Here is a 22482-nt window from a genome sequence, read left to right as displayed (position 1 = left end):
CAACCACAGAGGCACAGAGCCATGGAGAAATTCCTGCTCCTCTGTGCCTCTGTGGCTGTGTTCCGCAACCTCGGCGCCAGCGCCCGGTGGCGCAGCGCCGTCACCTCACGCCGGCTTGGCCGCCAAAGCCGTTTCAATGTCGCCGCGCAGTTTCTCGGGCGCGTCGTTGGGCGCATAGCGCTTGATGACCTGGCCGTCGCGGCCGACGAGGAACTTGGTGAAGTTCCATTTGATGGCCTCGGTGCCCAGGAAGCCGGGCTTCTCGCTCTTCAGGAACTTCCACAGCGGGTGGGCTTCGGCGCCGTTGACGCGGGTCTTTTCCATCATCGGGAAGCTGACGCCGTAGTTGAGCTCGCAGAAACTGGCGATCTGGTCGTTGGCGCCCGGGTCCTGTCCACCGAACTCGTTGCTCGGGAAGCCCACGACGACCAGGCCCCGGGGCCCGTAGTCCTGCCACAGCTTCTCCAGGCCCTTGAACTGCGGCGTGAACCCGCATTCGCTGGCCGTGTTGACGATGAGCAGCACCTTGCCGCGCTGGGAAGCCAGGTCCGCCGGCTCGCCGCGGATGGACACGGCCTGGAAGTCGAAGACGCTTTCGCTCATGGGGGCCTCCCTAGAAAGACGGCACCGATGCTAACCCCGGGCGACCTTGAGGGTTTGTAGCATGGCGCCCGGCGCGCGGCTGGCCTTCCAATCGCGCGAACTTCGGGCACCGGCCTTGCCGGCAGGCTCGTCACCCCTTTCAAGCTCCTCACCCCCCTTCATGGACCACCTGGCTTGCTTCACCCCGGCCGACCTGGCCGCCCCGACCCCGCCGGATTTCGGCGCCTTCCGCTGGAAGCTGCTGGCCCAGGGCGACTCGTGGTTCTCGAATGCGCGCGCCAAGCTGAACGCCCACGCCAACCTGCTGCAGGAGCTGGTGTTCAAGGACAAGGCCATGACGGTGAATTGCGCCGGCACGGGCAATGCGCTGTCGCACATGGTGGACCTGGAGTCCAGCCCCGACTTCGTCCGCCTGCTGGCCAGCCCCGAGGCGCCCGCCTGGGACGGCGTGCTGCTGTCGGTCGGCGGCAACGACCTGATCGCCGCGGCGCGCACGCCGGCGCAGAACTGGAACGGCGAGCCCATCCCGCTCGAGCTGCGCCTGCTGCGCCGCCAGACCGAATGGGGCCCGCCGTCAGCCGGCGTGGCGCGTTATTTCTCCGAGCCCGGCTGGGCCACCTATGCCGACTACCTGCGCGCCAACGTCAAGCACCTGCTGTCGTTGCGCGACCAGGGGCCCTCGGCGGGCAAGCCGGTCTTCATGCACTGCTACGCCGTGCCCATGCCGCGCCCGGCCGGCGCCGAGAACGGCGACGAGCTCGGCGCCAGCGGCCCCTGGCTCTATCCGGCCCTGAAGGCCTACGGCGTGCCGGCGGCGGACTGGGCGGCGGTCAGCCGGCTGATGGTCTTCCACCTGGCGCAACTGCTCAAGGCCATGGCGGCCGACAAGGCGGCCTTCCCGGGCCTCTTCGTCTTCGACTCGACCACCGTCCCCCTGGCCCTGGCCGCCCCCGGCTCCACCGGCATCAGCGGCGACTGGCACAACGAGATCCACCTCAACCACAGCGGCTGCTTCAAGATCGCCCGCGCCTGGAGCGAGGCCATCGAGATGGTGCTGGAGGGCAAGCACCTGCTCCCCGCGCCGACGGGCCGCAAGGGCAGGGGCTCGGGCACCCAGAACTGACAGGCCCGCGAAGCTGGTAGGGAGTGGTCTATCGATCTTGCGGGATGTGGTCGGTGCGCGCGATGTCCAGCAGGTGCTGGACCTCCTCGCTGTGCTCGACGAGGTTGCGCTGGTGCCAGCGGCGGATCCACCACATCGTGCCGGCCACGACGACGCCGAAGATGGTGATGGCGCCGAACACCGACAACCCGAACTTGGTCATGGCCGTGTAGAAGGCGCCCATGCCGAGGATGCAGGCCTGCTCGTTGAAGTTCTGCACGGCGATGCTGCGGCCGGCGCCCATCAGGTTGTGGCCGCGGTGCTGCAGCAGGGCGTTCATCGGCACCACCATGTAGCCGCCGATGGCGCCCAGGGCCATCAGGAAGGGCGCGGCCAGCCAGACGTTGCTGATGACGTTCATCAGGATGACGAGCAGCCCCATGGCGATGCCCAGCGGGATGACCGAGGTGGCGCGGTCCAGCCGGCTGACGACCGAGGCCACGACGGCGCCGACGGCCGTGCCCACGGCCACCACGCCCACGAGGGAGGAGGCCTGCGTCATGCCGTAACCCAAGGCTGCGGCGGCCCAGGCCAGCACGATGTAGCGCAGGTTGCTGGTGGCGCCCCAGAACAGCGTCGTCACCGCCAGCGAGATCTGGCCGAGCTTGTCCTGCCACAGGCGGCTGTTGCAGGCCGAGAAGTCGCGCACCAGGCCGACGAAGCTGTGGGCGAAGGGCTGCAGCGGCGCCGAGGTGCGCGGGATGCGCAGGTTGAACAGCGCCGCCAGCACGTAAAGGAAGAGCAGGCTGGCGATGGCCGCCTCGGGTGGCGTGTCGATGCCGGTGTCGAGCATGGGCAGGTCGAACTGCAGCAGCAGGTGCGAGACCCGGTCGCCCACCAGTTGGCCGCCCAGCAGCACGCCCATGATGATGGAGCCGATGGTCAGGCCCTCGATCCAGCCGTTGGCCTTGACCAGTTGGGACGGCGGCAGCAGCTCCGTCAGGATGCCGTACTTGGCCGGCGAGTAGGACGCGGCGCCCAGGCCGACGATGGCATAGGCCGCCAGCGGGTGGGTGCCGAACAGCATCATCAGGCAGCCGATGACCTTGATGCTGTTGGAATAGAACATGACCTTGCCCTTGGGCACGGCGTCCGCGAAGGCGCCCACGAAGGGCGCGAGCACGACGTAGAACAGCGCGAACATCGGCACCAGGGCGGCGCGTTGCCACTCGGCGGCGCCCGAGGAGCGCAGCAGTTCGATGGCGGCCACGAAAAGCGCGTTGTCAGCCAGCGAGCTGAAGAACTGCGCCGACATGATGGTGTAGAAGCCGCGTTTCATCGGGCGTGGGCGCAATCCTGAATTCTTCTGCTGGGAGCGTGAGCGGGGGCGGCGCGGGTTTATAGCACGCCCCTAGTTTGGGCCGTCTGGCCCCGCTGCGGGCGCAAAATCCGGGCATGCCGCGCCCCATCGAAGCCCTCGTCCACACCGACGCCCTCGCCCACAACCTGGCCCGTGCCCGCGCACAGGCGCCCAACGCCCGGGTCTGGGCCGTCGTCAAGGCCAATGCCTACGGCCACGGCATCGAGCGCGCCTATCCGGGCTTGCGCGCGGCCGACGGCTTCGCCCTGCTGGACCTGGCCGAGGCTGAAGCGTTGCGCGCGCTGGACTGGCGCGGCCCCATCCTGCTGCTGGAAGGCGTGTTCGAGCCGCGTGACCTCGAGCTGTGCTCGCGCCTGAAGCTCTGGCATGCCGTGCACTGCGAGCAGCAGATCGACTGGCTGGCCATGCACAAGACGCACGAGCCCCACCACGTCTTCCTCAAGCTCAACTCGGGCATGAACCGTCTCGGGTTCACGCCGGCGACCTTCCGCGCCGCCTATGCCCGGCTTGCAGCCCTGCCCCAGGTCGACGAGATCGGGCTGATGACCCACTTCTCGGACGCTGACGCCCTGCGCCGCGGCGTGGACGGCATCGCCCACCAGCTCGCCGCCTTCGACGCCGCCACCGAGGGCCTGGCCGGCGAGCGCACCGTCGCCAACAGCGCCGCGACATTGCGCCACGTCGCCCGCACCGCCAACGACTGGGTGCGCGCCGGCATCATGAGCTACGGCGGCGTGCCGGACTACCCCGAGCACGACGCGGCCCACTGGGACCTGCGCCCGGCCATGACGCTGCGCTCGCGCCTCATCGGCGTGCAGGAGCTGCAGCCCGGCGACACGGTGGGTTATGGCAGCGCCTTCACCGCCGAGCGCGCCATGCGCATCGGCATCGTGGCCTGCGGCTACGCGGACGGCTACCCGCGCCATGCGCCGACCGGCACGCCCATCCTGGTCGACGGCCGCCGCACCCGGACCCTGGGCCGCGTGTCCATGGACATGCTGGCCGTGGACCTCACCGAGTTGCCGGCCAGCGGCTTCGGCAGCGAGGTGACGCTGTGGGGCGAGGGACCCGCCGTCGACGGCCAGGGTTCGCGGCTGCCCATCGACGAGGTGGCCCACGCCGCCGGCACCATCGGCTACGAGCTGATGTGCGCGGTCGCGCCGCGGGTGCCCATCCGCGGTGTCTGAATTCCGCTGGTCGCCGCGGCCGGACGAGATCGTCTTCGAGGCGATACGCGCCAGCGGCCCGGGCGGCCAGAACGTCAACAAGGTCAGCAACGCCGCCCACCTGCGCTTCGACATCCGCGCCAGCAGCCTGCCCGAGGCCGTGAAGGCACGGCTGCTCACCTGGCCCGACCAGCGCATCAGCTCGGACGGCGTCGTCGTCATCAAGGCGCAGGACTCGCGCAGCCTGGAGCGCAACCGCGCGGACGCCCTCGCCCGCCTGGTCGAGCTGGTGCAGGCCGCCGCCCACGTGCCCAAGGCAAGGCGCGCGACCCGGCCAACCCGCGGCTCGCAGCAGCGGCGGCTGGAAGGCAAGGCCCGGCGCGGCGAGGTCAAGGCCGGACGGCGCAAGGCGTTCGACTGAGCGCCGCCACCGGCCGGACGGGCCTGGCCTAACGCCCCGGCCGGTAGGCCATGCCAAGCTGGTCGAACAGGAAGGCGTAGATGTCGGCCGCCTGGTTCACGCGGATGGACAGGGAGCTGCCCATGCCGTGGCCGGCGTGGGTGTTGATGCTGAGCAGCACCGGCCGGCCGGAGCCGGTCGCGGCCTGCAGGCGGGCGATCATCTTGCGCGAGTGCATGGGATTGACCCGGCCGTCGGTCTCGCCCGTGGCCATGAGGACAGCCGGGTAGCGGGCGCCGTCCTGCACGTGGTGGTAGGGCGAGTAGGCGTAGAGGGCCGCGAGCTGCTCGGGCACCTTCACCGACCCGAACTCCGAGACGTTGAAGGCGCCGTTCGGGTCCAGCTCGACGCGCAGCATGTCGTAGATGCCCACGGTGGAGACCACGGCGCGCAGCAGCTGCGGATGCTGGGTCAGCGTCGCCCCCATCAGCAGGCCGCCGTTGCTGCCGCCGATGGCGGCCATGCGCCGGTGCGAGGTGTAGCCGCGTTCGACGAGGTATTGCGCCGCAGCGGCGAAGTCGTCGAAGACGTTCTGCTTGTGCGTCAGCGCGCCCTGGGCATGCCAGTCCTCGCCGAACTCGCCGCCGCCGCGCAGGTTGGCGACGACGTAGACGCCGCCGGCGTCCAGCCACATGCGCGTGGCGGCGCCCAGGAAGCGCGGCACCTGGCTGACGTTGTAGCCGCCATAGCCGTTCAGCAGCAACGGCGCGCGGCCGTCGAGCTTCATGCCCTTGCGACGCACGATGTTGAGCGGGATGCGGGTGCCGTCGCGCGAGGTGGCGAACTCGCGCACCACCTCCACGTCGCCGAAGCTCAACGGACTGGTCTGGCGCAGCAGCGTGGGCTTGCCTTCGCCGCCGGCGCTGGCGAAGCGCACGAAGCGCGGCGGCTCGAGGTAGGTCTTCACGGCGACGAGCAGGCTGCCGTCGTCCATGGCCTCGAGTTCGTCGACGGTCGCGACCTCGGGCAGGGCCAGGTGGCCGCGCGGGCGGCCGTCGAGGCCGTAGACCGCCACGCGCGACGGACCGCCGACGATCTCGCGCAGCAGCAGCGCGTCCCGCGTGACGGTGATGCCGGCGGCGCCGGACTCGCCGCCCGGCTGCAGCGCGCCGTCGGATTCCGGCACCAGCACCTGGGCGTGGGCCAGGGCGAGGTCGTCCAGCCCCAGCTTCAGCACCTTGCCGCGCGGCGCGCCGTCGTGGGAGACGAGGTAGAGGGCGTCGGGCCCGAGGGCCGCGGCCACGACCTTGTCCTCGAAGCGCGTCACCTGGCGGATGCCGCCGTCCTTGCCGATCAGGTAGTGGGCGAACTCGCCGCCGTCGCCGTTGCCGACCGAGACCACCACGCCGGGGGTGCCCGGCCTGGCTTCCAGGACGATTTCGGCGACGCGCGGGAAGTCCCGGCCCAGCACGTAGCGGTCCTTGGCGGGGTCGTCGCCGATGCGGTGCTCGTAGACCTGCTGGTAGAAATGCCGGCGTTCGGCCGGCGCATCGGCACCGGGGTAGCGCGTGTACCAGAAGCCGCTGCCGTCCTCGCGCCAGGCGAGGCTGCCGCCGCCGGTCGGGTATTGCACGTCGGGGATGACCGCGTCCACCTCGCGGCCCGTGGCCACGTCGAACACATGCAGCGAGCCGTCCTCGCTGCCGTTCTCCGACATCGACACCGCCACGAGTTTGCCCGTCGGCGACGGCACGAACCAGTCGATGGCGGTGGTGCCCTTGGGGTTGAGGGCGTTCGGGTCCAGCACGACGCGCGCCTGGGCCGGGTCGGCCTCCTGGCCCATCACGACCAGCATGGGCTGCTGCCGGGGCGGCTGGTTGTGCAGCGCGAAGAGCCTGCCGCCGGCGGCGTGCAGGCCGTAGTAGGCGCTGGAGCTGGCGGCGGCCTGCTTCATGAGCCAGTCGAACATCGGCTTGCGGGCCGGCAGCTTGTCGAGGTAGGCGCGCGTGCGGCGGTCCTGCGCGGCGCTCCAGCGGCGCACGGCGGGGTCGCCGGTGGCTTCGAGCCAGCGGTAGGGGTCGCTGACCCGCAGGTCGCCATAGGTGTCGACGACGGGCTTGACGGCCGTGGGCGGCGCGCCTTTGTCGGCGGCATGGGCGAGCAGCGCCGCGGTGCCGAGGGCCAGGGCGGCGCACAGGCGCGCGAAGACGGGATGCCAGGGCATGGGGTTCTCCGTGGAGGGGCACCGGCAGGTTAAGTGCATTTGCGCCGGCCCGGGCTCCCGAGGTTGCCCGCTCAGGGCTTGACCTGGGGCCGCGTGGCGACGACGAGGCTCACCAGGCACAGGCCCATGCCGGCGAGGGCGAGCGGCGTCGCCTGCCAGCCCTCCAGGGCGGCCGACACCATCAGCGCGATGACCGGCACCAGCACGCCCACCAGCGCCGCCTGGGCCGGCCCGCGGCGCTCGGCGAGCTTGTAGTAGAGCGTGAAGGCGATGACCGATCCGAAGGCGGCCAGGTAGACGAGGCTGCCGACGTAGGGCCAGGCGGTGTCGAAGCGCAGGCCGTGGCCGGTCGCCAGCGACAGGGCGAGCAGGAAGGCCGCGCCATAGCCCATGCTCCAGGCCAGCACCGGCAGCAGCGGCAGGCCGCGGCGCGTGAGCGCCATCGTGAAGAAGCCGCCGATGACGGCCGCGACGACGGCGAAGAAGCTCAGCGACAGGCCCAGGGCCGCGTCGGGCCGCGCGCCGGTGGCGGCGATCTCGGGCCAGAAGATCAGGGCCACCCCCAGCACGGCGCCGCTGGAGGCGGCCAGGAAGCGCCGGCTGACCGGCTGGCGCCACAGCAGCCAGGCCACCAGCGCGTTCATGAAGACCATGAGGCAGAACAGCACCGCCACCAGGCCGCTGGGCACGTAGCGCTCGGCCTCGTAGACGGCCCAGTAGTTGCCGGCATATTGGATGACGCCCGTGGCCAGCGCGAAGCCGTGGGCCCGCGGCGGCAGCTTCAGCGAGGCGCCCTGGCGCCGCGCCAGCGCCGCCAGCATCAGCGCGGCCAGCAGGAAGCGCCAGCCCACCGAGGTCAGCACCGGCACCGTGCTGCCGAGCTGGTAGAGGATGACGTGCCACGTGCTGGCCCAGATCGCCACCGGGGCCAGGAAGAGGAACCAGGTCGGCAGGCCGCGTGCGCGGGTCTCGCCCACCCCCATCAGGCGGCGCGCTTGAAGGTGGCGAGCAAGGCGCCGGCCGCGACGAAGAGGGTGCCGAAGACGCGGTTCAGCGCCTTGATGTGGGCCTCGCTCTTCAACGCCGCCAGCACGCGCGCGGCCAGCGCCGTGTAGCCGGCCATGACGACGAGGTCGGTGAAGGCGAGGGTGCCGCCGATGACGAGGTACTGGGGCGGCAGCGCGGCATGCAGGTCGAGGAACTGCGGCACCACGGCCAGCAGGAAGACGGTGCCCTTGGGGTTGACGGCGTTGATGCCCCAGCCGCGCAGCACCAGCTGCCGGCGCGTGACCTGCACGGCGCCCTCGGCGGCGGCCACCAGCGGCCGGGCCGGCGCGCGCCACTGCTGCACGCCCAGCCAGATGAGGTAGGCCACGCCGGCCCACTTGACCAGGGCGAAGCCCAGCGACGAGGCCGCGATCAGCGCCCCGAGACCGGCGCTCACCAGCACCACCTGCGTGAGGATGCCGAGGATGAGGCCGAAGGTCATGAAGTAGCCGCGCCTGAAGCCATGCGAGAGCCCGGCGCTCATCGCCGCCACCGCGCCCGCGCCGGGCGACAGGCTGATGGCCCAGGACGCCGCGAAGAAGGCCAACCACACCGAGAAATCCATGACCGGCTCCGTCAAAACAAAAAGCAGCCGGCGAGTGTCCCATGCGGCAACATGGGCTCGATGTGGAAAGCCCTTTTCTCGCTGCCGCGCAGCGTCTGGCTGCTCGGCCTGGTCAGCCTCGTCAACGACAGCGCCAGCGAGCTGGTCTATCCCCTCGTGCCGCTGTATCTGAGCGGCGTGCTGATGGCCGGTCCGCGCGTGCTGGGCCTGATCGAGGGCCTGGCGGAGGCGCTGGCCAGCCTGCTCAAGCTCTGGGCCGGCGTCATGGCCGACCGCAGCGGGCGCAGCAAGCCCTGGGTGGTGGCCGGCTACGGGCTCGCCGGCCTGGGCCGCCCGCTCATCGCCCTGGTGTCCGGCTGGCCGCTGCTGCTGGCCCTGCGGCTGGCCGACCGCGTGGCCAAGGCGGTGCGCGCCGCCCCGCGCGACGCGCTGCTGGCGGCCAGCATCGCCCCGGGGCAGCGCGGCCTGGCCTTCGGGCTGCACCGCGCCATGGACAACGCCGGCGCCGTCATCGGCCCGCTGCTGGCCTGGGCCTTGCTGGCGGCCGGCCTGCCGTTGAAACAGGTCTTCGCCTGGGCCATCGTGCCGGGCCTGGTCTGCGTGGCGCTGACCCTGGCCCTGCGCGACGCACCGCCGCCGGCACAGGCGCCGCCACGCTTCTCGTGGCGCCTCGCCGGCCTGCCGCAGCCGCTGCGGCGCTATCTGGTCGTCGTCGCCCTCTTCACGCTGGGCAACTCCAGCAACATGTTCCTGCTGCTGCGGGCCCGCCAGCTCGGCGTGGCCGAAGCCCACGTGCCGCTGCTGTGGGCGGCCGTCTCGGCGGTGGCGGCACTGTGCTCGGTGCCGGCGGGCAGCCTGTCGGACCGCATCGGCCGCGTGCGGCTGCTGCTGGCGGGCTATGTGGCCTATGCGCTGTTCTACGTCGGCATGGCCACCTGGGCGCAGCCGGGCTGGACGCTCTACCTGCTGTTCGGCTCCTACGGCCTTTTCATGGCCGCCACCGAGGGGGTCGAGCGCGCCCTGCTGGCCGACCTGGCGCCCCCGGAGCTGCGCGGCACGGCCTTCGGCTGGCTCAACCTCGTCATGGGCGCCATGCTGCTGCCGGCCTCGCTGTGGTTCGGCTGGCTGTGGGAGGGCGCCTCGGCCACGGCCGCCTTCGGCTTCTCGGCCGGCTGCGCGCTGGCGGCGGCGCTGCTGCTGGTGACCTGGGTGCGCCCGACAATGCGCTGATGGCCACGAGCAAAAGCATCTACACCTGCACCGAATGCGGCGGCACCAGCCCGCGCTGGCTGGGCAAATGCCCGCACTGCGGCGCCTGGAACACGCTGACCGAGACCGCCGCCGAGCCCACCGGCGGCAGCCGCAACCGCTTCCAGGCCCTGGCCAAGAGCCAGCCCGTGGCGACGCTGTCCGAGATCGAGGCGGCCGACTTCGAGCGCACGCCCACCGGGCAGGAGGAGCTGGACCGCGTGCTCGGTGGCGGCATCGTCGCCGGCGGCGTGGTGCTGATCGGCGGCGACCCGGGCATCGGCAAGTCCACGCTGTTGCTGCAGGCGGTGGAGTCGCTGTCGCAGACGGTCAAGGTGCTCTACGTCACCGGCGAGGAAAGCGGCGCGCAGGTGGCCATGCGCTCCCGCCGCCTGGGCCTGGCCGGCAACCGGGTGCGCGTGCTGGCCGAGATCAACCTCGAGAAGATCCTCGCCACGCTGGATGCCGAGGCGCCCGACTTCTGCGTGATCGACTCCATCCAGACCCTGTACTCCGAGCAGCTCAGCTCCGCACCCGGCTCGGTCGCCCAGGTGCGCGAATGCGCCGCCCAGCTGACGCGCACGGCCAAGGCCAGTTTTGGGGGGAAAGGCTGCGCCATGGTGCTGGTGGGCCACGTCACCAAGGAAGGGGCGCTGGCCGGGCCGCGGGTGCTGGAGCACATCGTCGACACGGTGCTGTACTTCGAAGGCGACACCCACAGCAGCTTCCGCCTCGTGCGGGCCATCAAGAACCGCTTCGGGGCGGTCAACGAGATCGGCGTGTTCGCGATGACGGAGAAGGGGCTCAAGGGCGTGGCCAACCCGAGCGCCATCTTCCTGTCCACCCACGCCGAGCCCGTGCCCGGCAGCTGCGTGCTCGTAACGCTGGAAGGCACACGCCCCATGCTGGTGGAGCTGCAGGCCCTGGTGGACAGCGGCGGCGTCAGCCCGCGGCGGCTGTCGGTCGGCCTGGACCGCGACCGCCTGGCCATGCTGCTGGCGGTGCTGCACCGCCATGCCGGCGTGGCCACGGGCGACCAGGACGTCTTCGTCAACGCCGTGGGCGGCGTGCGCATCAGCGAGCCGGCGGCCGACCTGGCCGTGCTGCTGGCCATTCAGAGCAGCCTGCGTGCCCGCGCCCTGCCGCGCGGCTTCATCGCCTTCGGCGAGGTGGGCCTGGCCGGCGAGGTGCGGCCCGCGCCGCGCGGCCAGGAGCGGCTCAGGGAGGCCGCCAAGCTCGGCTTCAGCGTCGCCGTCGTGCCCAAGGCGAATGCGCCGAAAAAGCCCATCGAGGGCCTGACCATCCATGCCATCGAGCGCGTGGAGCAGGCCATCGAGGTGCTGCGCGGCCTGGCCTGAGGCCGGCCGCGGGATTGCCTTCGTGCCCGCCCTGCCAAAGTCTGCTTAGGATGGAGGGGTCCGCATCGCAGGAGGCCCCATGACCAATCCCGCCGAGCATCGCCAGTACGTCCGCACCGACTTCCTCGCGGCCCAGCACGACGCCGACTCCCTGCCCGGCTGGGTCTTCAAGCCGGTGCAGTTCAGCCAGGGGCCGGCTGGCTTGGTGCTGAACATGAGCGACGGCGGCCTGCAGGTGCTGACCAGCGCCACCGAGCCGCTGGACGACGCGCGCTACGAGGTGGTGCTGCTGCTGGGCCGCGCCGACGCCGACACCGACGACGAGCAGGTGTCGTGGTTCAACGGCATCGTCGAGCGCAAATGGTCGCGCCCCGTGCCACGCATGGGCATCCTGCACGGCATGTGCTTCGTCGCCCGCAACTCCACGGCCGAGCAGTTCCTGGCCGGCCACAAGGCCGCGCTGGAATCCGGGCAATGGGTGCGTTGCGTGCTGCTGAAGGTGGCGAGCTGAGGCCCCTCGCCCAGCTCGGCCCGCAAATCCCGTGCTCCGTGGCAGGATGCGCGCCTCAGCCGCCCGCCGTCCTGACATGAGCTCCCTGCCCGAACCGCCCTACTACGCCGTCATCTTCACGAGCCAGCGCACCACGGTCGACCACGGCTATGGCGACATGGCCGAGCGCATGGTCGAGCTGGCGGCTGGACAGCCGGGCTACCTCGGCGTGGAGAGCGCGCGCGGCGCCGACGGGCTGGGCATCACGGTCTCCTACTGGCGCAGCCCCGAGGACATCGCCGCCTGGCGCCGCCATGCCGAGCACAGGATCGCCCGCGACACCGGCCGCAGTGACTGGTATGCCCACTACACGCTGCGGGTGGCCCGGGTCGAGCGCGCCTACGCCTGGGCGCGCGAGGACGGCCCGCAGGACCCGCAGGCATGAACCCCTGGGTGGGGACGGGGCTGGCGCTGGCCGCGCTGGTCGCCGGCGGCCTGCTGCTGGGCTGGCAGGGCGTGATCTTCGCGATGACGGGCATCGTCTTCTGGCTGCTGCTGCAGATGTCGCGGCTGATGCGGCTCATGAAGCAGGCCGGTGCGGCGCCGATGGGCTCGGTGGCCAACGCCGTCATGCTCGGCAGCAAGCTGCACGCCGGCATGAAGCTGGTCGACCTCATCACGCTGGCCGGCAGCCTCGGCGTCAAGCAGGCGGCCGAGACCTACCGCTGGCAGGACGCCGGCGGCGACGCCGTGGAGGTGGTGCTGCGCAAAGGCAGGCTCGTCGAGTGGCGGCTGGTGCGCGCTGACGGCGTCACCGGCTCTTCGTAAAATCGCCGGTTTTCACCTGCACCCCTGGAGTCACGATGGTTCCCGCTCCCCTGCACGACCGCGACGGCAAGATCTGGATGGACGGCGAACTCGTCGACTGGCGCGACGCCAAGATCCACGTGCTGACCCACACCCTGCACTACGGCTGCGGCGCCTTCGAGGGCGTGCGCGCCTACGACACGGTCAATGGCACGGCCATCTTCCGGCTGCAGGAGCACACTCAGCGCCTGTTCAACAGCGCCAAGATCCTGCGCATGAAGATCCCCTTCTCCGTGGAGCAGGTCAACGAGGCCCAGCGCGCCGTCGTCAAGGCCAACGGCCTGAAGAGCGCCTACATCCGCCCCCTGATCTGGATCGGCTCCGAGAAGTTGGGCGTCAGCCCCAAGGGCAACCAGGTGCACCTGATGGTGGCCGCCTGGAGCTGGGGCGCCTATCTGGGCGAGGAAGGCATGAAGCGCGGCATCCGCGTCAAGACCAGCTCCTACACCCGCCATCACGTGAACATCACGATGACCCAGGCCAAGACGGTGTCCAACTACACCAACTCCATCCTGGCCAACATGGAAGCCACCGACGACGGCTACGACGAGGCCCTGCTGCTGGACGCCTCGGGCTTCGTCAGCGAAGGCGCAGGCGAAAACCTCTTCGTCATCAAGAACGGCGTGGTCTACACGCCCGACCTGTCCGCCGGCGCCCTCAACGGCATCACCCGCAACACCATCTTCGCGATCTGCCAGGACCTGGGCCTGAAGCTGGTCGAGAAGCGCATCACCCGCGACGAGGTCTACATCGCCGACGAGGCCTTCTTCACCGGCACCGCCGCCGAAGTGACGCCCATCCGCGAGCTCGACCGCGTCGAGATCGGCGCCGGCTCGCGCGGCCCCGTCACCGAGAAGATCCAGTCGGCCTTCTTCGACATCGTGAACGGCCGCAACGCCAAGTACGCCGAGTGGCTGACCGCCGTCTAAGACCTCCATCATGAGCACCACCCAGACCCCCGCCGCCACCATCGAAGTGACCGCCAAGGACCTGCAAGGCCCCGGCGTCGTCGCCTGTCCCAACCCCAAGATGGCGCTGTGGAGCAACCATCCGCGCGTCTTCATCGACCTCGCCCACGGCGGCGTCGGCCAGTGCCCCTACTGCGGCACGGCCTACAAGCTCAAGGCCGGCGAGGTCATCTCCGGCCACCACTGAGCCGACGGCGCCATGCCTCGCACCCCCGCCCAGCAGGCCGCGCTGCTGGCCTCGCCCGACGACACCGAGGCTCAGTTCTACGAGGCCCTGCAGCATGCCGACCTCGACCGCCTGATGGCGCTGTGGGCCGACGAGGAGGAGGTGGCCTGCGTCCACCCGGGCGGCCCGCGCCTCGTGGGCCTCGCGCCCATCCGCGCCACCTTCGAGGCCATCTTCCAACGCGGCGCGGTGAACGTGCATCCCGAGCGGGTACGCCGGCTCGTCAGCGCCAATTGCGCCATCCACCACGTGCTCGAGCGGGTGCAGATGGCCGGCGACGCCCAGCACGCCTGGGTCATCGCCACCAACGTCTATCTCAAGACGGCCCAGGGCTGGCGGCTGGTGCTGCACCACGCCAGCCCCGGCAATGCCGGCGACGTGCAGGAACTCGTGGCCGACGCCGGCGTGCTGCACTAGCCCGCAGAGCCATGCAGTACCGCGCCCCCCGCTGGCTGCCTGGCGGCCACGCCCAGACCATCTGGCCGGCCCTCTTCAGCCGCCGCCACGCCGGCCCGCCGCCGGCCTGGACCCGCGAACGCTGGGACACGCCGGACGGCGACTTCATCGACGTGGACTTCCTCGCCGGCGCCCCGGCGGGTGCCCCCTTGTTCGTGCTCTTCCACGGCCTGGAAGGCGACCGCCACAGCCATTCGAGCATCGCCTTCGCCAGCGTCGCCCGAGACCGCGGCTGGGCCCTGGCGCTGCCGCATTTCCGCGGCTGCTCGGGCGAACTCAACCGCGCGCCACGCGCCTACCACTCGGGCGACTACGAGGAGGTCGGCTGGATCCTGCAGCGCCTGCGGGAGCGCCATGGCGCGCCGCTGCTGGCCGCAGGCGTCTCCCTCGGCGGCAACGCCCTGCTGCGCTGGGCGGAAGAGGCCGGCGACGGCGCCGCCCGGGTCGCCCACGCCGTCTGCTCCATCTGCTCCCCCATCGACCTCGCCGCCGCGGGCGCGGCCATCGACCGTGGCTTCAACAAGCAGGTCTATGCCCGCCGCTTCCTGCGCACGATGATCCCCAAGGCGCTGCGCAAGCTCGAGCAGCACCCGGGTCTGTTCGACGGCGAGCGGCTCAGGCGCGCCACCACCATCTACGAGTTCGACAACCTCTTCACCGCGCCGCTGCACGGCTTTCGCGGCACCGAGGACTACTGGACCCGCGCCGCCGCCAAACCCCACCTGCACCGCATCCGCATCCCGGCCCTGGTGCTGAACGCCCGCAACGACCCCTTCGTGCCCGGCAACAGCCTGCCGAAAGCCGCTGAAGTCGGCAGTTATGTGACACTCTGGCAGCCTGGCCACGGCGGCCACGTCGGCTTCCCGGCCGGCCGCCTGCCCGGGCATCTGTTGACCATGCCCGAGCAGGTCTGCGACTGGCTGTGGCGTCACCGCTGAGGGATCGCATCGATGGATGACATCGTCCAGGCCGCGTTGAAAAAGTGGCCCAACGTGCCCCACTGCTACGGCTGGCTGGCGCTGGACGCGCGCGGCGACTGGTACATGCGCGACGAGCGCATCCAGCGCGCCGGGCCCTTCCCGCGGGTCAAGGGCAGCCGCATCGACCACGACAAGCTGCTCGCCTTCATCGGCCGCAACTACGACTGCGACGAGCGCGGCGCCTGGTTCTTCCAGAACGGCCCGCAGCGCGTCTACGTGGAACTGGAATGCACGCCCTGGATCTGGCGGCTTCAGCCCGGCGGCGCCGTGCTCAGCCACACCGGCCGCGAGGCGCAGGTCGAGTCTGCCTGGCTGGACGAGGCGGGCCACCTCTACCTGCTGGCCGACCTGGGCCTGGGCCTCGTGCACACCCAGGACATGGCGCTGGCCGCCGACGCCATCGAGGCCGGACGCTGGACGCCGCAGGACTGCATCGCCGCCAAGCTGCCGGCCATCCACCGCTACCAGCGCCGGCCGCAGCCTGCCTGAGGCAGGCGCAAAAAAGCCCGCACGCGGCGGGCTCTCCTGCCGGGGCCGGCGACGCTCAGTTCGCGGCGGCGGCGGCCGGGGCGGGAGCCTTGGGCTCCTCGAACTTGGCGCCGCCCTGGTTGGCCATGTAGACCACGGCGCGGTGGATCTCGAAATCGCTGAACTCGCCGCCGCCTTGCGCCGGCATGTTGTTCTTGCCCTTGAGCGCGGAGGTCAACAGGGCCTCGACGCCGTTCTTGATGCGAGGGCCCCAGGCGCCCGCGTCGCCCAGCTTGGGCGCGCCCAGGGCACCGCTGGCGTGGCAGGTAGAGCACTGGGCCTGGAAGACCTGCTCGCCGGTGCGCAGGGCCGCGGCGTCGTTGGCGTCCTTGACCTCGACGCGGCCGACGGGCGCGATGCGCTCGGCCACGGCCTGGGCATCCAGCGCGCCGGTGCCTGCGGCCGGCTTGGTGTCGGTGCTGACGTAGTTGGCCAGCAGGATGATGACCAGGATGGGCACGACGAAGGCGAGCAGCACGGCCCAGGCCAGTTGCTTGGGCGTCTTGATCGGGCCGGTATGGGCGTCGTCTTGGTTGTGGTCGTGGCTGGCGCTCATGGATTCCTCTTGTCGATCCTGCTCGGATTGCCTAGGTCTTCGTCGGTGTTCGCTCGCGCAAGGTACGCCGCGCGACGCAAAAAACCGCGGAATTATAGGAGGCGCCCGCCACCCTCCCCGGCCCGGGGAAGCCCGCTGTTAGAATGAGCGGCTTCGCGCCCGTAGCTCAATGGATAGAGTACTGCCCTCCGAAGGCAGGGGTTGTTGGTTCGATCCCAACCGGGCGCGCCAGACATGACAAGCACCTGGCTTCACAGCCAGGTGCTTTTTTTGAACCCAGCCCGGCTCAGGCCAGCGCCGGCGTGTAGCCCGCCTCCCTGATGGCAGCCTCGAGCATCGCGGCGTCGGCCGTCGCGGGCTCGACCTGCACTCGGTGGGCGACCAGGTCGACCTGGACCTTGGCGGCGCCGTCGACGGTCTTCACGGCCTCGGTGATGGCGCCGACGCAGTGGCCGCAGCTCATGTCGGGGACTTCGAAAACGATCATGGGATTCTCCTTGAAGGGCGAGTGACGGACGGACTTTGAACCTTGCCATCGTGGTCAGGTCAAGGCCTTGCCCGCGGTCAAGCCGCAGGGGCCGGCGGCTCTGACACACTGCGCGCCAAGGAGCCGCCATGAACATCGGAGAAGCCGCCGCCGCCTCGGGCGTGTCAGCCAAGATGATCCGTCACTACGAGAGTGTCGCGCTGCTGCCGCCCGCCAGCCGCACGGAGTCGGGCTACCGCCAGTACGCGGCGAAGGACTTGCATGTGCTGCGCTTCATCCGCCGCGCGCGCGACCTGGGTTTTTCCATCGACGAGATCCGCGACCTGTTGAGCCTCTGGCAGGACCGCGAGCGCTCCAGCCGCCAGGTCAAGGCCCTGGCGCAGGTGCACCTGCAGGACCTGCAGGCGCGCATGGATGAGATCCAGGCCATGAAGACGGCGCTGGAGCAACTGGTGCATTGCTGCCACGGCGACGAAAGGCCCGACTGCCCCATCCTCGAAAGCCTCGAAGGCCAGCCCTCCGCAGCAGCCGTCGGCGTGCCCGCCCCGCCGCGTCCCGCGGCCCATGGCGCCGTGCCGCGCCGCCACGGCAAGGGCGCTTGACCTTGCCACGATGGCAAGCTGCAAGCTCTGTCCTGCGGGGCGTCAAAGGCCCCGCGTCGTCCCTCTGCTAGGCTTTCCCACGTGAGACTCCTGCGCATCTGGCTGTTGGTCGTTCTCGCCCTGCTGCTTCCGCTGCGGGGCGCGGTGGCCGCCGCCATGCTTTGCCAGCCGCTGGCCGCCGGACCGGCCATGCATCAGCTCGCCCATGCGGGCCAGGGCCACGAGGCCTGCCACCAGGACTACGGCCAGGCGACGCAGGACCGATGCCATGTGTGCGCGGCCTTCTGCGCCCTCACGCCGCTGCCCGCGGCAGGGTCGGACCTGCCCGAGCCACCCGAAGCGGCCTCGGCCGCCTTTCCCGAGCCCTGGCTGCCGCCCGCCAGCTTCCTGTCGGGCGGGCAGGAACGCCCGCCACGAACGGCCTGACCCCGCCGGGCCTGCATCGACAGGCCTCCAAGGGACTCGTGCGCCCTCCGCACGGGAGCTGCCCGCAGTCACGACCGCCGGGCCGTCAGAACCTTCACCGCCATGCCCATCTCCCCACCCCGACCCGGCCGTGCCGGGCCGCCTGCCATGCTGCGCTTCACCCCTCTCGCCCTCGCCTCCCTCGTGCTGGCGGGCTGCGCCTCCTTCTCGCCCGATGGCGGCTTCGGCCGCGTCGAACAGCTCACGCAGGACCGCACCGGCCTCAAGCCCAGCTTGCAGCGCAGCGCCGAGGCCTCGGCCGCGGCACGGACGCACATCGACGAGCTGCTGCGGCAGCCGCTCAGCGCCGACGGCGCCGTCGAGCTCGCCCTGCTCGGCAACCGTGATCTCCAGGCCCGCTATGCCGATCTCGGCATCGCCGAGGCCGACCTCGTGCGCGCCGGCCGCCTCGCCAACCCCAGCTTCACCTTCGGCCGGCTCAGCGGCCACGGCGCCGTCGAGATCGACCGCGCCGTGATCTTCGACGTGCTGGGCCTGCTGACCCTGCCCATGGCCCGGCAGGTGGAGCAGCAGCGCTTCGAGCAGGCCCAGCTCCAGGCCGCCTACGCCACGGTGGACGTGGCGGCCGACGCGCGCCGCGCCTATTTCGAGGCCGTCACCGCCGAGCAGCTGGTCGGTTACCACCTGCAGGTCCAGGAGGCTGCCGACGCCACCAGCGAGCTGGCCCGGCGCATGCTCGCGGCCGGCAACTTCAGCAAGCTGGCGCAGATGCGCGAGCAGGCCTTCCAGGCCGAGGCCTCCGTGCAGCTGGCGCGAGCCCGGCACCAGGCCGTGGCCGCGCGCGAGCGGCTGGTGCGCGCCCTGGGCTGGGATGGCGATGCTGCGGCCCTGAAGCTGCCCGAGCGGCTGCCCGACCTGCCTGCCAAACCCGCCCAGCCCCGCGACGCCGAGCAGATGGCCATGGCCCGCCGGCTCGACGTGCTGATGGCCCGCCGCGACGCCGAGGCCACGGCCCGGGCGCTGGGCCTGACGCGGGCCACGCGCTTCATCAACGTGCTGCACGCCGGCTACCAGAACCAGAGCACCAGCGGCGAGCCCCGCAGCAACGGCTACGAGATCGAGCTCAGCCTGCCGCTGTTCGACTTCGGCCAGGCGCGCGTGGCGCGAGCCGAGGCGATCTACATGCAGTCGGTCGATCGTGCGGCGGCGGTGGCCACGCGCGCCCGCTCCGAGGTGCGCGAAGCCGTCTCGGCCTACCGCACCGCCTTCGAGCTGGCCCGCCACTACCGCGACGAGGTCGTGCCGCTGCGCCAGCGCATCTCCGACGAACAACTGCTCCGCTACAACGGCATGCTCGCCAGCGTCTTCGAGCTGCTGGCCGATTCGCGCGACCAGGTCGCTGCCGTGACGGCCGCCATCGAGGCCCAGCGCGACTACTGGATCGCCGACACCCGGCTGCAGACCGCGCTGACCGGCCTCTCGCCCGGCGGCGCCGCGCCCATCGCCCCGGCCGCCGCCGCAACCGCCGCCGGCGCCGCCCACTGAGGACGAGACATGAGCAACCGCAGACACTTCTTCCGCGCCGCCGGCGCCACCTTCCTGGGCGCCGCGGCCGTCAGCCGCGCCGGCGCCGCCCTGCTGCCCGAGGCCGCATCGCAGACCTCGCCGGCGACGCAGGTGCCACCCTCGCCGCCCAACGGCAGGCCCTTCCAGCCCCTGGTCACGCTCAACGGCTGGTCACTGCCCTGGCGCATGAAGGATGGCGTCAAGGAGTTCCACCTCGTCGCCGAGCCCGTCGTGCGCGAGATCGCGCCAGGCATGACGGCCAGGCTCTGGGGCTACAACGGCTCCAGCCCCGGCCCCACGATCGAGGCCGTCGAAGGCGACCGCGTGCGCATCTTCGTGACCAACAGGCTGCCCGAGGTCACCAGCGTGCACTGGCACGGCGTGCAGGTGCCCTCGGGCATGGACGGCGTCACCGGCCTGACCCAGCCGCCCATCGAGGTGGGCAAGACCTTCATGTACGAGTTCGTGCTGCAGCGCCCCGGCACCCACATGTACCACCCGCATGCCGACGAGATGGTGCAGATGGCCATGGGCATGATGGGCCTGTTCATCATCCATCCGCGCGACCCGCGGCAGCACCGCGTGGACCGGGACTACGGCTTCATCCTGAACGCCTACGACATCGACCCCGGCAGCGCCACGCCCCGCGTGAACACGATGCTGGACTTCAACCTGTGGACGTGGAACAGCCGCGCCTTCCCGGGCATCGAACCCCTGGTGGCGCGCACCGGCGAGCGCGTGCGCCTCCGCATCGGCAACCTGACGATGACCAACCACCCCATCCACATGCACGGGCCGCACTTCGAGGTCACGGGCACCGACGGCGGCTGGGTGCCCAGGAGCGCCCGCTGGCCCGAGGTGACCACCGACATCGGCGTCGGCCAGATGCGCTGCATCGAGTTCGACGCCCTGGCCGGCGACTGGGCCATCCACTGCCACAAGAGCCATCACACCATGAATGCCATGGGGCACGGCGTGCCCACGATGATCGGCGTGGACCACCGCGACGTGGCCGACAAGATCACCCGCCTCATCCCCGACTACATGGTCATGGGCGACCGCGGCATGCACGACATGGCGCAGATGCACATGCCCCTGCCGGACAACACCCTGCCCATGATGACGGGCACCGGGCCGTTCGGTCCCGTGGGCATGGGCGGCATGTTCAGCGTCGTCAAGGTGCGGGACGACCTCGCGCGCGGCGACTACCGCGACCCCGGGGCCTACCGCCACCCGGCCGGCACCCTGGCCAGCGAATACACGGCCGAGTTGCCCGAACCTGCCCGTGCGGCCGGGCCCGCAGCCAGCGAGCAGACGCTGAAGGTGCGCAAGCCGGCCGGCCATGAAGGCCATGAAGGCCATGAAGGCCACTGAGGCAGGCCGCCCACCCGGACGATGCGTCAGGACCCCGCGCTGGATTCCGGCGGCGGCTCGCCCGGCTTGAGATCGCGGATCTTGCGCGGCTGGGCCGAAGTGGGGCCGGGCTCGGCCTGCGGCCGGCCGTCCGGCGGGATGCGCCCGCCTTCGCTCGGGTTGAGCTGGCGCTCCGGCGAGCCGGCGTCGCCGGCCTGTTCGTCGGCGGCATCGGCGGCGGAAGTCTCGGGACGGGGCGTCTGGCCCACGTGGCTGAGGGGATTGGTGCTCACGGCGGCTCCTTCGGGCGTCAGAGGTTCAACTGCCCGTGCACGCCTTCGTCCACGCGCCGGCCGGCGAGAGCGCCGAACAGCATCTTGATGCCGGTGATGGCGGCACCGTGGCGGTTGTCCCAGTACTCGCCGCCGCTCGGGTCGAAGCGCAGCAGGCTGATGCGCGGATCGTCCTCGCCGTCGAACCACGCGCGCAGCTTGGGGTTCCACAGGCGATGGATGGTCTCGCGGTCGGTCACCTCGGTGGTCGTGCCGTCGAGCTTGAGGTGGCCGCCATAGTCGCTCTCCTTGAAGAACAAGGTCACGCGCGGGTCGCGGTCGAGCTCGATGTTCTTGAAGCTGTCGACGTCGGTGAAGAACCAGAGCCGGCCACTGTCTTCTTCCACCTCCGTCACCGTCATCGGCCGGGCATGCAACTCGGCCGACATGCTGTGGGTGCAGAAGAAGCAGGTGTCGCCGGCATCGACGAGGTCGGCCACCTTGCGCGCGGCGGCAGCGCCGGCCAGGTCTTCGTCGCGGTCACCGGCCGCGCCCGGGTCACTGTCTTGCATGAGAGTCTCCTGGAAGTCTGTACCCAGACTAAGTCGTTATGTCGCGCCAGGCTGTCGGCCGGGAGGCCGGTCACGCGTCGGAACGCGTCGGCCGCCTGTTCTCCTACGCGAGGGTAGGCCGCCGCCGATGTGCGGCGGCCTGCGCGGCTGCCTAAATTGGCCTCGTCCGGCGGGCGCTGCGCGCGCTTAGGCCCGGCGTGCCCCATCCACCATCAAGGAGCCCTCCATGCGACCCCTCCAGCGATTCATGAGCCTCACCCTCGTCCTCGCCGTCACCGCCTTCGCGTCGCACGCCCACGCGCGCTCCGACGCCTCGTTCATGAAGGAGGCCGCCCATGCCGGCGCCGCCGAGATCGAGGCCAGCAAACTGGCCGTCAGCAAGGCCAAGAGCGCCGACGTGAAGTCCTTCGCCGACACGATGATTGCCGACCACACCAAGGTCGCCGACGAGCTCAAGGCCCTGGCCGCGACGAAGAACGTCAAGCTGCCCGACGGCCCCTCGGTCAAGCAGAAGGCCGAGATCAAGCTGATCGACGCCGGCGACAACGACAAGTTCGACGAGCGCTTCGCCAAGAACTTCGGCGTCAAGGCCCACGAGGACACCATCAAGCTCTTCGAGGAGGCCGCCAAGAACGCCAAGGATCCCGAGGTCAAGGCCTGGGCCGAGAAGACCTTGCCGGGCCTGCGCCACCACCTCGAGATGGCCCAGGCGCTGAGCGTCGCGCCCAAGAAGTGACCATGGCCGCCGCTCGCCTCACGCCCGCGCGGCGGCTGGCCGCCGCGGTGGCCGCCGTCGCCGTGTTCGGCCTGCTGGCCGCCTGCAGCGAGCAGGTCGCCACGGCGGAGCCCGGCACAGACCCGGGCACGGCCGCGGCCGTGCCGCCCTTGCCGCCGGCTCCGCCATCGGCGCCGTCCACGCCCGCGTCGTCCCCACCCTCCTTCCCGCCGGCGTCCGGCCCCGCATCGGCCCCGCCGTCCAGCCCCATCCGCTGAGGCGGCGGCGCGCGGGGCTCCGCGATAATCGACCCAGCCAACCGTC

The 22482-nt window shown here is 71.0% G+C and carries 28 protein-coding genes and 1 tRNA gene; 20 read left to right on the top strand and 9 right to left on the bottom strand.

What is annotated here, in order from left to right; all coding sequences use genetic code 11:
* Positions 1-105: 105 nt before the first annotated feature.
* Positions 106-603 (bottom strand): glutathione peroxidase, encoded by a 498-nt coding sequence (locus tag LXT12_RS16735; RefSeq protein ID WP_233393421.1) that lies wholly within the window; start codon positions 601-603, stop codon positions 106-108.
* A 160-nt stretch (positions 604-763) separates the two neighbouring features.
* On the opposite strand from LXT12_RS16735, the gene LXT12_RS16730 reads away from it, so the two are divergent.
* Positions 764-1726 (top strand): hypothetical protein, encoded by a 963-nt coding sequence (locus LXT12_RS16730; protein ID WP_233393420.1) that lies wholly within the window; start codon positions 764-766, stop codon positions 1724-1726.
* Positions 1727-1754: 28 nt separating this feature from the next.
* Here LXT12_RS16730 and lplT read toward each other — a convergent pair whose 3' ends face one another.
* Positions 1755-3044 (bottom strand): lysophospholipid transporter LplT, encoded by a 1290-nt coding sequence (gene lplT / locus LXT12_RS16725; RefSeq protein WP_233393419.1) that lies wholly within the window; start codon positions 3042-3044, stop codon positions 1755-1757.
* A gap of 116 nt (positions 3045-3160) precedes the next feature.
* Between lplT and alr the strand changes: the two genes are divergently transcribed.
* Together alr and arfB are read left to right on the top strand one after the other, a co-directional pair.
* Complete coding sequence (gene alr, locus LXT12_RS16720; RefSeq protein ID WP_233393418.1) at positions 3161-4273, top strand: alanine racemase; 1113 nt, start codon at positions 3161-3163, stop codon at positions 4271-4273.
* On the top strand, positions 4266-4673 hold the full coding sequence (gene arfB, locus LXT12_RS16715; RefSeq protein ID WP_233393417.1) for an alternative ribosome rescue aminoacyl-tRNA hydrolase ArfB: 408 nt from the start codon (positions 4266-4268) through the stop codon (positions 4671-4673). Before alr ends, arfB begins: the two co-directional genes overlap by 8 nt.
* 28 nt (positions 4674-4701) lie before the next feature.
* On the opposite strand, the gene LXT12_RS16710 is transcribed toward arfB, so the two are convergent.
* The 3 genes from LXT12_RS16710 to LXT12_RS16700 form a co-directional block, all read right to left on the bottom strand.
* The gene (locus LXT12_RS16710; protein WP_233393416.1) at positions 4702-6876 is read right to left on the bottom strand and encodes a prolyl oligopeptidase family serine peptidase; all 2175 of its coding nucleotides are present in this window, start codon (positions 6874-6876) and stop codon (positions 4702-4704) included.
* A gap of 71 nt (positions 6877-6947) precedes the next feature.
* Entirely contained in the window at positions 6948-7853 is a 906-nt protein-coding gene (locus tag LXT12_RS16705) for a DMT family transporter (RefSeq protein WP_233393415.1), read from the bottom strand.
* A gap of 5 nt (positions 7854-7858) precedes the next feature.
* On the bottom strand, positions 7859-8488 hold the full coding sequence (locus LXT12_RS16700) for a LysE family transporter (RefSeq protein ID WP_233393414.1): 630 nt from the start codon (positions 8486-8488) through the stop codon (positions 7859-7861).
* A 60-nt stretch (positions 8489-8548) separates the two neighbouring features.
* Between LXT12_RS16700 and LXT12_RS16695 the strand changes: the two genes are divergently transcribed.
* From LXT12_RS16695 to LXT12_RS16650, 10 genes are all read left to right on the top strand, one after another.
* Positions 8549-9718: an MFS transporter gene (locus LXT12_RS16695; protein ID WP_233393413.1), complete on the top strand. Its 1170-nt coding sequence runs from the start codon at positions 8549-8551 to the stop codon at positions 9716-9718.
* Positions 9718-11094 carry a DNA repair protein RadA gene (radA, locus tag LXT12_RS16690; RefSeq protein WP_233393412.1) on the top strand — a complete coding sequence of 459 codons (1377 nt, stop codon included), beginning with the start codon at positions 9718-9720 and terminating at the stop codon, positions 11092-11094. Before LXT12_RS16695 ends, radA begins: the two co-directional genes overlap by 1 nt.
* 79 nt (positions 11095-11173) lie before the next feature.
* On the top strand, positions 11174-11605 hold the full coding sequence (locus LXT12_RS16685) for a hypothetical protein (protein ID WP_233393411.1): 432 nt from the start codon (positions 11174-11176) through the stop codon (positions 11603-11605).
* A gap of 76 nt (positions 11606-11681) precedes the next feature.
* A complete protein-coding gene (locus LXT12_RS16680) occupies positions 11682-12029 on the top strand; it encodes an antibiotic biosynthesis monooxygenase family protein (RefSeq protein ID WP_233393410.1) in 348 nt (115 codons plus the stop codon).
* Positions 12026-12412, top strand: coding sequence for a hypothetical protein (locus LXT12_RS16675; RefSeq protein ID WP_233393409.1), 387 nt, complete (start codon positions 12026-12028; stop codon positions 12410-12412). The genes LXT12_RS16680 and LXT12_RS16675 overlap by 4 nt, the downstream gene beginning before the upstream one ends.
* 35 nt (positions 12413-12447) lie before the next feature.
* The gene (locus LXT12_RS16670; RefSeq protein WP_233393408.1) at positions 12448-13380 is read left to right on the top strand and encodes a branched-chain amino acid transaminase; all 933 of its coding nucleotides are present in this window, start codon (positions 12448-12450) and stop codon (positions 13378-13380) included.
* Between the two features lie 10 nt (positions 13381-13390).
* Positions 13391-13606, top strand: a complete 216-nt coding sequence (locus tag LXT12_RS16665) for a zinc-finger domain-containing protein (protein WP_233393407.1) — start codon at positions 13391-13393, stop codon at positions 13604-13606.
* A 12-nt stretch (positions 13607-13618) separates the two neighbouring features.
* Positions 13619-14062, top strand: a complete 444-nt coding sequence (locus LXT12_RS16660) for a YybH family protein (protein WP_233393406.1) — start codon at positions 13619-13621, stop codon at positions 14060-14062.
* A gap of 11 nt (positions 14063-14073) precedes the next feature.
* A complete protein-coding gene (locus LXT12_RS16655) occupies positions 14074-15039 on the top strand; it encodes a YheT family hydrolase (RefSeq protein ID WP_233393405.1) in 966 nt (321 codons plus the stop codon).
* Between the two features lie 12 nt (positions 15040-15051).
* The gene (locus tag LXT12_RS16650; protein WP_233393404.1) at positions 15052-15570 is read left to right on the top strand and encodes a DUF2946 family protein; all 519 of its coding nucleotides are present in this window, start codon (positions 15052-15054) and stop codon (positions 15568-15570) included.
* A gap of 55 nt (positions 15571-15625) precedes the next feature.
* Here LXT12_RS16650 and LXT12_RS16645 read toward each other — a convergent pair whose 3' ends face one another.
* Positions 15626-16165, bottom strand: coding sequence for a c-type cytochrome (locus tag LXT12_RS16645; RefSeq protein WP_233393403.1), 540 nt, complete (start codon positions 16163-16165; stop codon positions 15626-15628).
* A gap of 155 nt (positions 16166-16320) precedes the next feature.
* Here LXT12_RS16645 and LXT12_RS16640 point away from each other — a divergent pair.
* Positions 16321-16396: transfer RNA gene (locus LXT12_RS16640), tRNA-Arg, on the top strand.
* Between the two features lie 55 nt (positions 16397-16451).
* Here the strand turns inward: LXT12_RS16640 and LXT12_RS16635 are convergent.
* A complete protein-coding gene (locus tag LXT12_RS16635) occupies positions 16452-16652 on the bottom strand; it encodes a heavy-metal-associated domain-containing protein (RefSeq protein ID WP_233393402.1) in 201 nt (66 codons plus the stop codon).
* A gap of 128 nt (positions 16653-16780) precedes the next feature.
* Here LXT12_RS16635 and cueR point away from each other — a divergent pair, with 128 nt between their 5' ends.
* From cueR to LXT12_RS16615, 4 genes are all read left to right on the top strand, one after another.
* Positions 16781-17254, top strand: a complete 474-nt coding sequence (gene cueR / locus LXT12_RS16630; RefSeq protein ID WP_233393401.1) for a Cu(I)-responsive transcriptional regulator — start codon at positions 16781-16783, stop codon at positions 17252-17254.
* 81 nt (positions 17255-17335) lie between these two features.
* The gene (locus tag LXT12_RS16625; RefSeq protein WP_233393400.1) at positions 17336-17680 is read left to right on the top strand and encodes a hypothetical protein; all 345 of its coding nucleotides are present in this window, start codon (positions 17336-17338) and stop codon (positions 17678-17680) included.
* A 102-nt stretch (positions 17681-17782) separates the two neighbouring features.
* The gene (locus tag LXT12_RS16620) at positions 17783-19225 is read left to right on the top strand and encodes a TolC family protein (RefSeq protein WP_233393399.1); all 1443 of its coding nucleotides are present in this window, start codon (positions 17783-17785) and stop codon (positions 19223-19225) included.
* 9 nt (positions 19226-19234) lie between these two features.
* Positions 19235-20620: a multicopper oxidase family protein gene (locus tag LXT12_RS16615; RefSeq protein WP_233393398.1), complete on the top strand. Its 1386-nt coding sequence runs from the start codon at positions 19235-19237 to the stop codon at positions 20618-20620.
* 26 nt (positions 20621-20646) lie between these two features.
* Here LXT12_RS16615 and LXT12_RS16610 read toward each other — a convergent pair whose 3' ends face one another.
* Positions 20647-20892 carry a hypothetical protein gene (locus LXT12_RS16610; RefSeq protein ID WP_233393397.1) on the bottom strand — a complete coding sequence of 82 codons (246 nt, stop codon included), beginning with the start codon at positions 20890-20892 and terminating at the stop codon, positions 20647-20649.
* Positions 20893-20909: 17 nt separating this feature from the next.
* On the bottom strand, positions 20910-21443 hold the full coding sequence (locus LXT12_RS16605) for a pyridoxamine 5'-phosphate oxidase family protein (RefSeq protein WP_233393396.1): 534 nt from the start codon (positions 21441-21443) through the stop codon (positions 20910-20912).
* A 226-nt stretch (positions 21444-21669) separates the two neighbouring features.
* Here LXT12_RS16605 and LXT12_RS16600 point away from each other — a divergent pair, with 226 nt between their 5' ends.
* Positions 21670-22179 (top strand): DUF4142 domain-containing protein, encoded by a 510-nt coding sequence (locus LXT12_RS16600; protein WP_233393395.1) that lies wholly within the window; start codon positions 21670-21672, stop codon positions 22177-22179.
* A gap of 2 nt (positions 22180-22181) precedes the next feature.
* Positions 22182-22436: a hypothetical protein gene (locus LXT12_RS16595; protein WP_233393394.1), complete on the top strand. Its 255-nt coding sequence runs from the start codon at positions 22182-22184 to the stop codon at positions 22434-22436.
* Positions 22437-22482: the final 46 nt, after the last annotated feature.

It is taken from the genome of Pelomonas caseinilytica, from assembly GCF_021353235.1.
GTDB classification, from domain to species: domain Bacteria; phylum Pseudomonadota; class Gammaproteobacteria; order Burkholderiales; family Burkholderiaceae_C; genus Pelomonas; species Pelomonas caseinilytica.
This window is presented reverse-complemented; position numbering and strand designations above follow the sequence as displayed.

Coding starts and splice junctions, on each gene's coding strand:
- cueR (WP_233393401.1), top strand. CDS start 16,781: ATGAACATCGGAGAAGCCGCCGCCGCCTCGGGCGTGTCAGCCAAGATG.
- LXT12_RS16615 (WP_233393398.1), top strand. CDS start 19,235: ATGAGCAACCGCAGACACTTCTTCCGCGCCGCCGGCGCCACCTTCCTG.
- LXT12_RS16595 (WP_233393394.1), top strand. CDS start 22,182: ATGGCCGCCGCTCGCCTCACGCCCGCGCGGCGGCTGGCCGCCGCGGTG.
- alr (WP_233393418.1), top strand. CDS start 3,161: ATGCCGCGCCCCATCGAAGCCCTCGTCCACACCGACGCCCTCGCCCAC.
- LXT12_RS16620 (WP_233393399.1), top strand. CDS start 17,783: ATGCCCATCTCCCCACCCCGACCCGGCCGTGCCGGGCCGCCTGCCATG.
- LXT12_RS16675 (WP_233393409.1), top strand. CDS start 12,026: ATGAACCCCTGGGTGGGGACGGGGCTGGCGCTGGCCGCGCTGGTCGCC.
- radA (WP_233393412.1), top strand. CDS start 9,718: ATGGCCACGAGCAAAAGCATCTACACCTGCACCGAATGCGGCGGCACC.
- lplT (WP_233393419.1), bottom strand. CDS start 3,044: ATGAAACGCGGCTTCTACACCATCATGTCGGCGCAGTTCTTCAGCTCG.
- LXT12_RS16645 (WP_233393403.1), bottom strand. CDS start 16,165: ATGAGCGCCAGCCACGACCACAACCAAGACGACGCCCATACCGGCCCG.
- LXT12_RS16650 (WP_233393404.1), top strand. CDS start 15,052: ATGGATGACATCGTCCAGGCCGCGTTGAAAAAGTGGCCCAACGTGCCC.
- LXT12_RS16700 (WP_233393414.1), bottom strand. CDS start 8,488: ATGGATTTCTCGGTGTGGTTGGCCTTCTTCGCGGCGTCCTGGGCCATC.
- LXT12_RS16660 (WP_233393406.1), top strand. CDS start 13,619: ATGCCTCGCACCCCCGCCCAGCAGGCCGCGCTGCTGGCCTCGCCCGAC.
- LXT12_RS16655 (WP_233393405.1), top strand. CDS start 14,074: ATGCAGTACCGCGCCCCCCGCTGGCTGCCTGGCGGCCACGCCCAGACC.
- LXT12_RS16605 (WP_233393396.1), bottom strand. CDS start 21,443: ATGCAAGACAGTGACCCGGGCGCGGCCGGTGACCGCGACGAAGACCTG.
- LXT12_RS16680 (WP_233393410.1), top strand. CDS start 11,682: ATGAGCTCCCTGCCCGAACCGCCCTACTACGCCGTCATCTTCACGAGC.
- LXT12_RS16730 (WP_233393420.1), top strand. CDS start 764: ATGGACCACCTGGCTTGCTTCACCCCGGCCGACCTGGCCGCCCCGACC.
- LXT12_RS16600 (WP_233393395.1), top strand. CDS start 21,670: ATGCGACCCCTCCAGCGATTCATGAGCCTCACCCTCGTCCTCGCCGTC.
- LXT12_RS16710 (WP_233393416.1), bottom strand. CDS start 6,876: ATGCCCTGGCATCCCGTCTTCGCGCGCCTGTGCGCCGCCCTGGCCCTC.
- LXT12_RS16665 (WP_233393407.1), top strand. CDS start 13,391: ATGAGCACCACCCAGACCCCCGCCGCCACCATCGAAGTGACCGCCAAG.
- LXT12_RS16695 (WP_233393413.1), top strand. CDS start 8,549: ATGTGGAAAGCCCTTTTCTCGCTGCCGCGCAGCGTCTGGCTGCTCGGC.
- LXT12_RS16685 (WP_233393411.1), top strand. CDS start 11,174: ATGACCAATCCCGCCGAGCATCGCCAGTACGTCCGCACCGACTTCCTC.
- LXT12_RS16670 (WP_233393408.1), top strand. CDS start 12,448: ATGGTTCCCGCTCCCCTGCACGACCGCGACGGCAAGATCTGGATGGAC.
- LXT12_RS16735 (WP_233393421.1), bottom strand. CDS start 603: ATGAGCGAAAGCGTCTTCGACTTCCAGGCCGTGTCCATCCGCGGCGAG.
- LXT12_RS16635 (WP_233393402.1), bottom strand. CDS start 16,652: ATGATCGTTTTCGAAGTCCCCGACATGAGCTGCGGCCACTGCGTCGGC.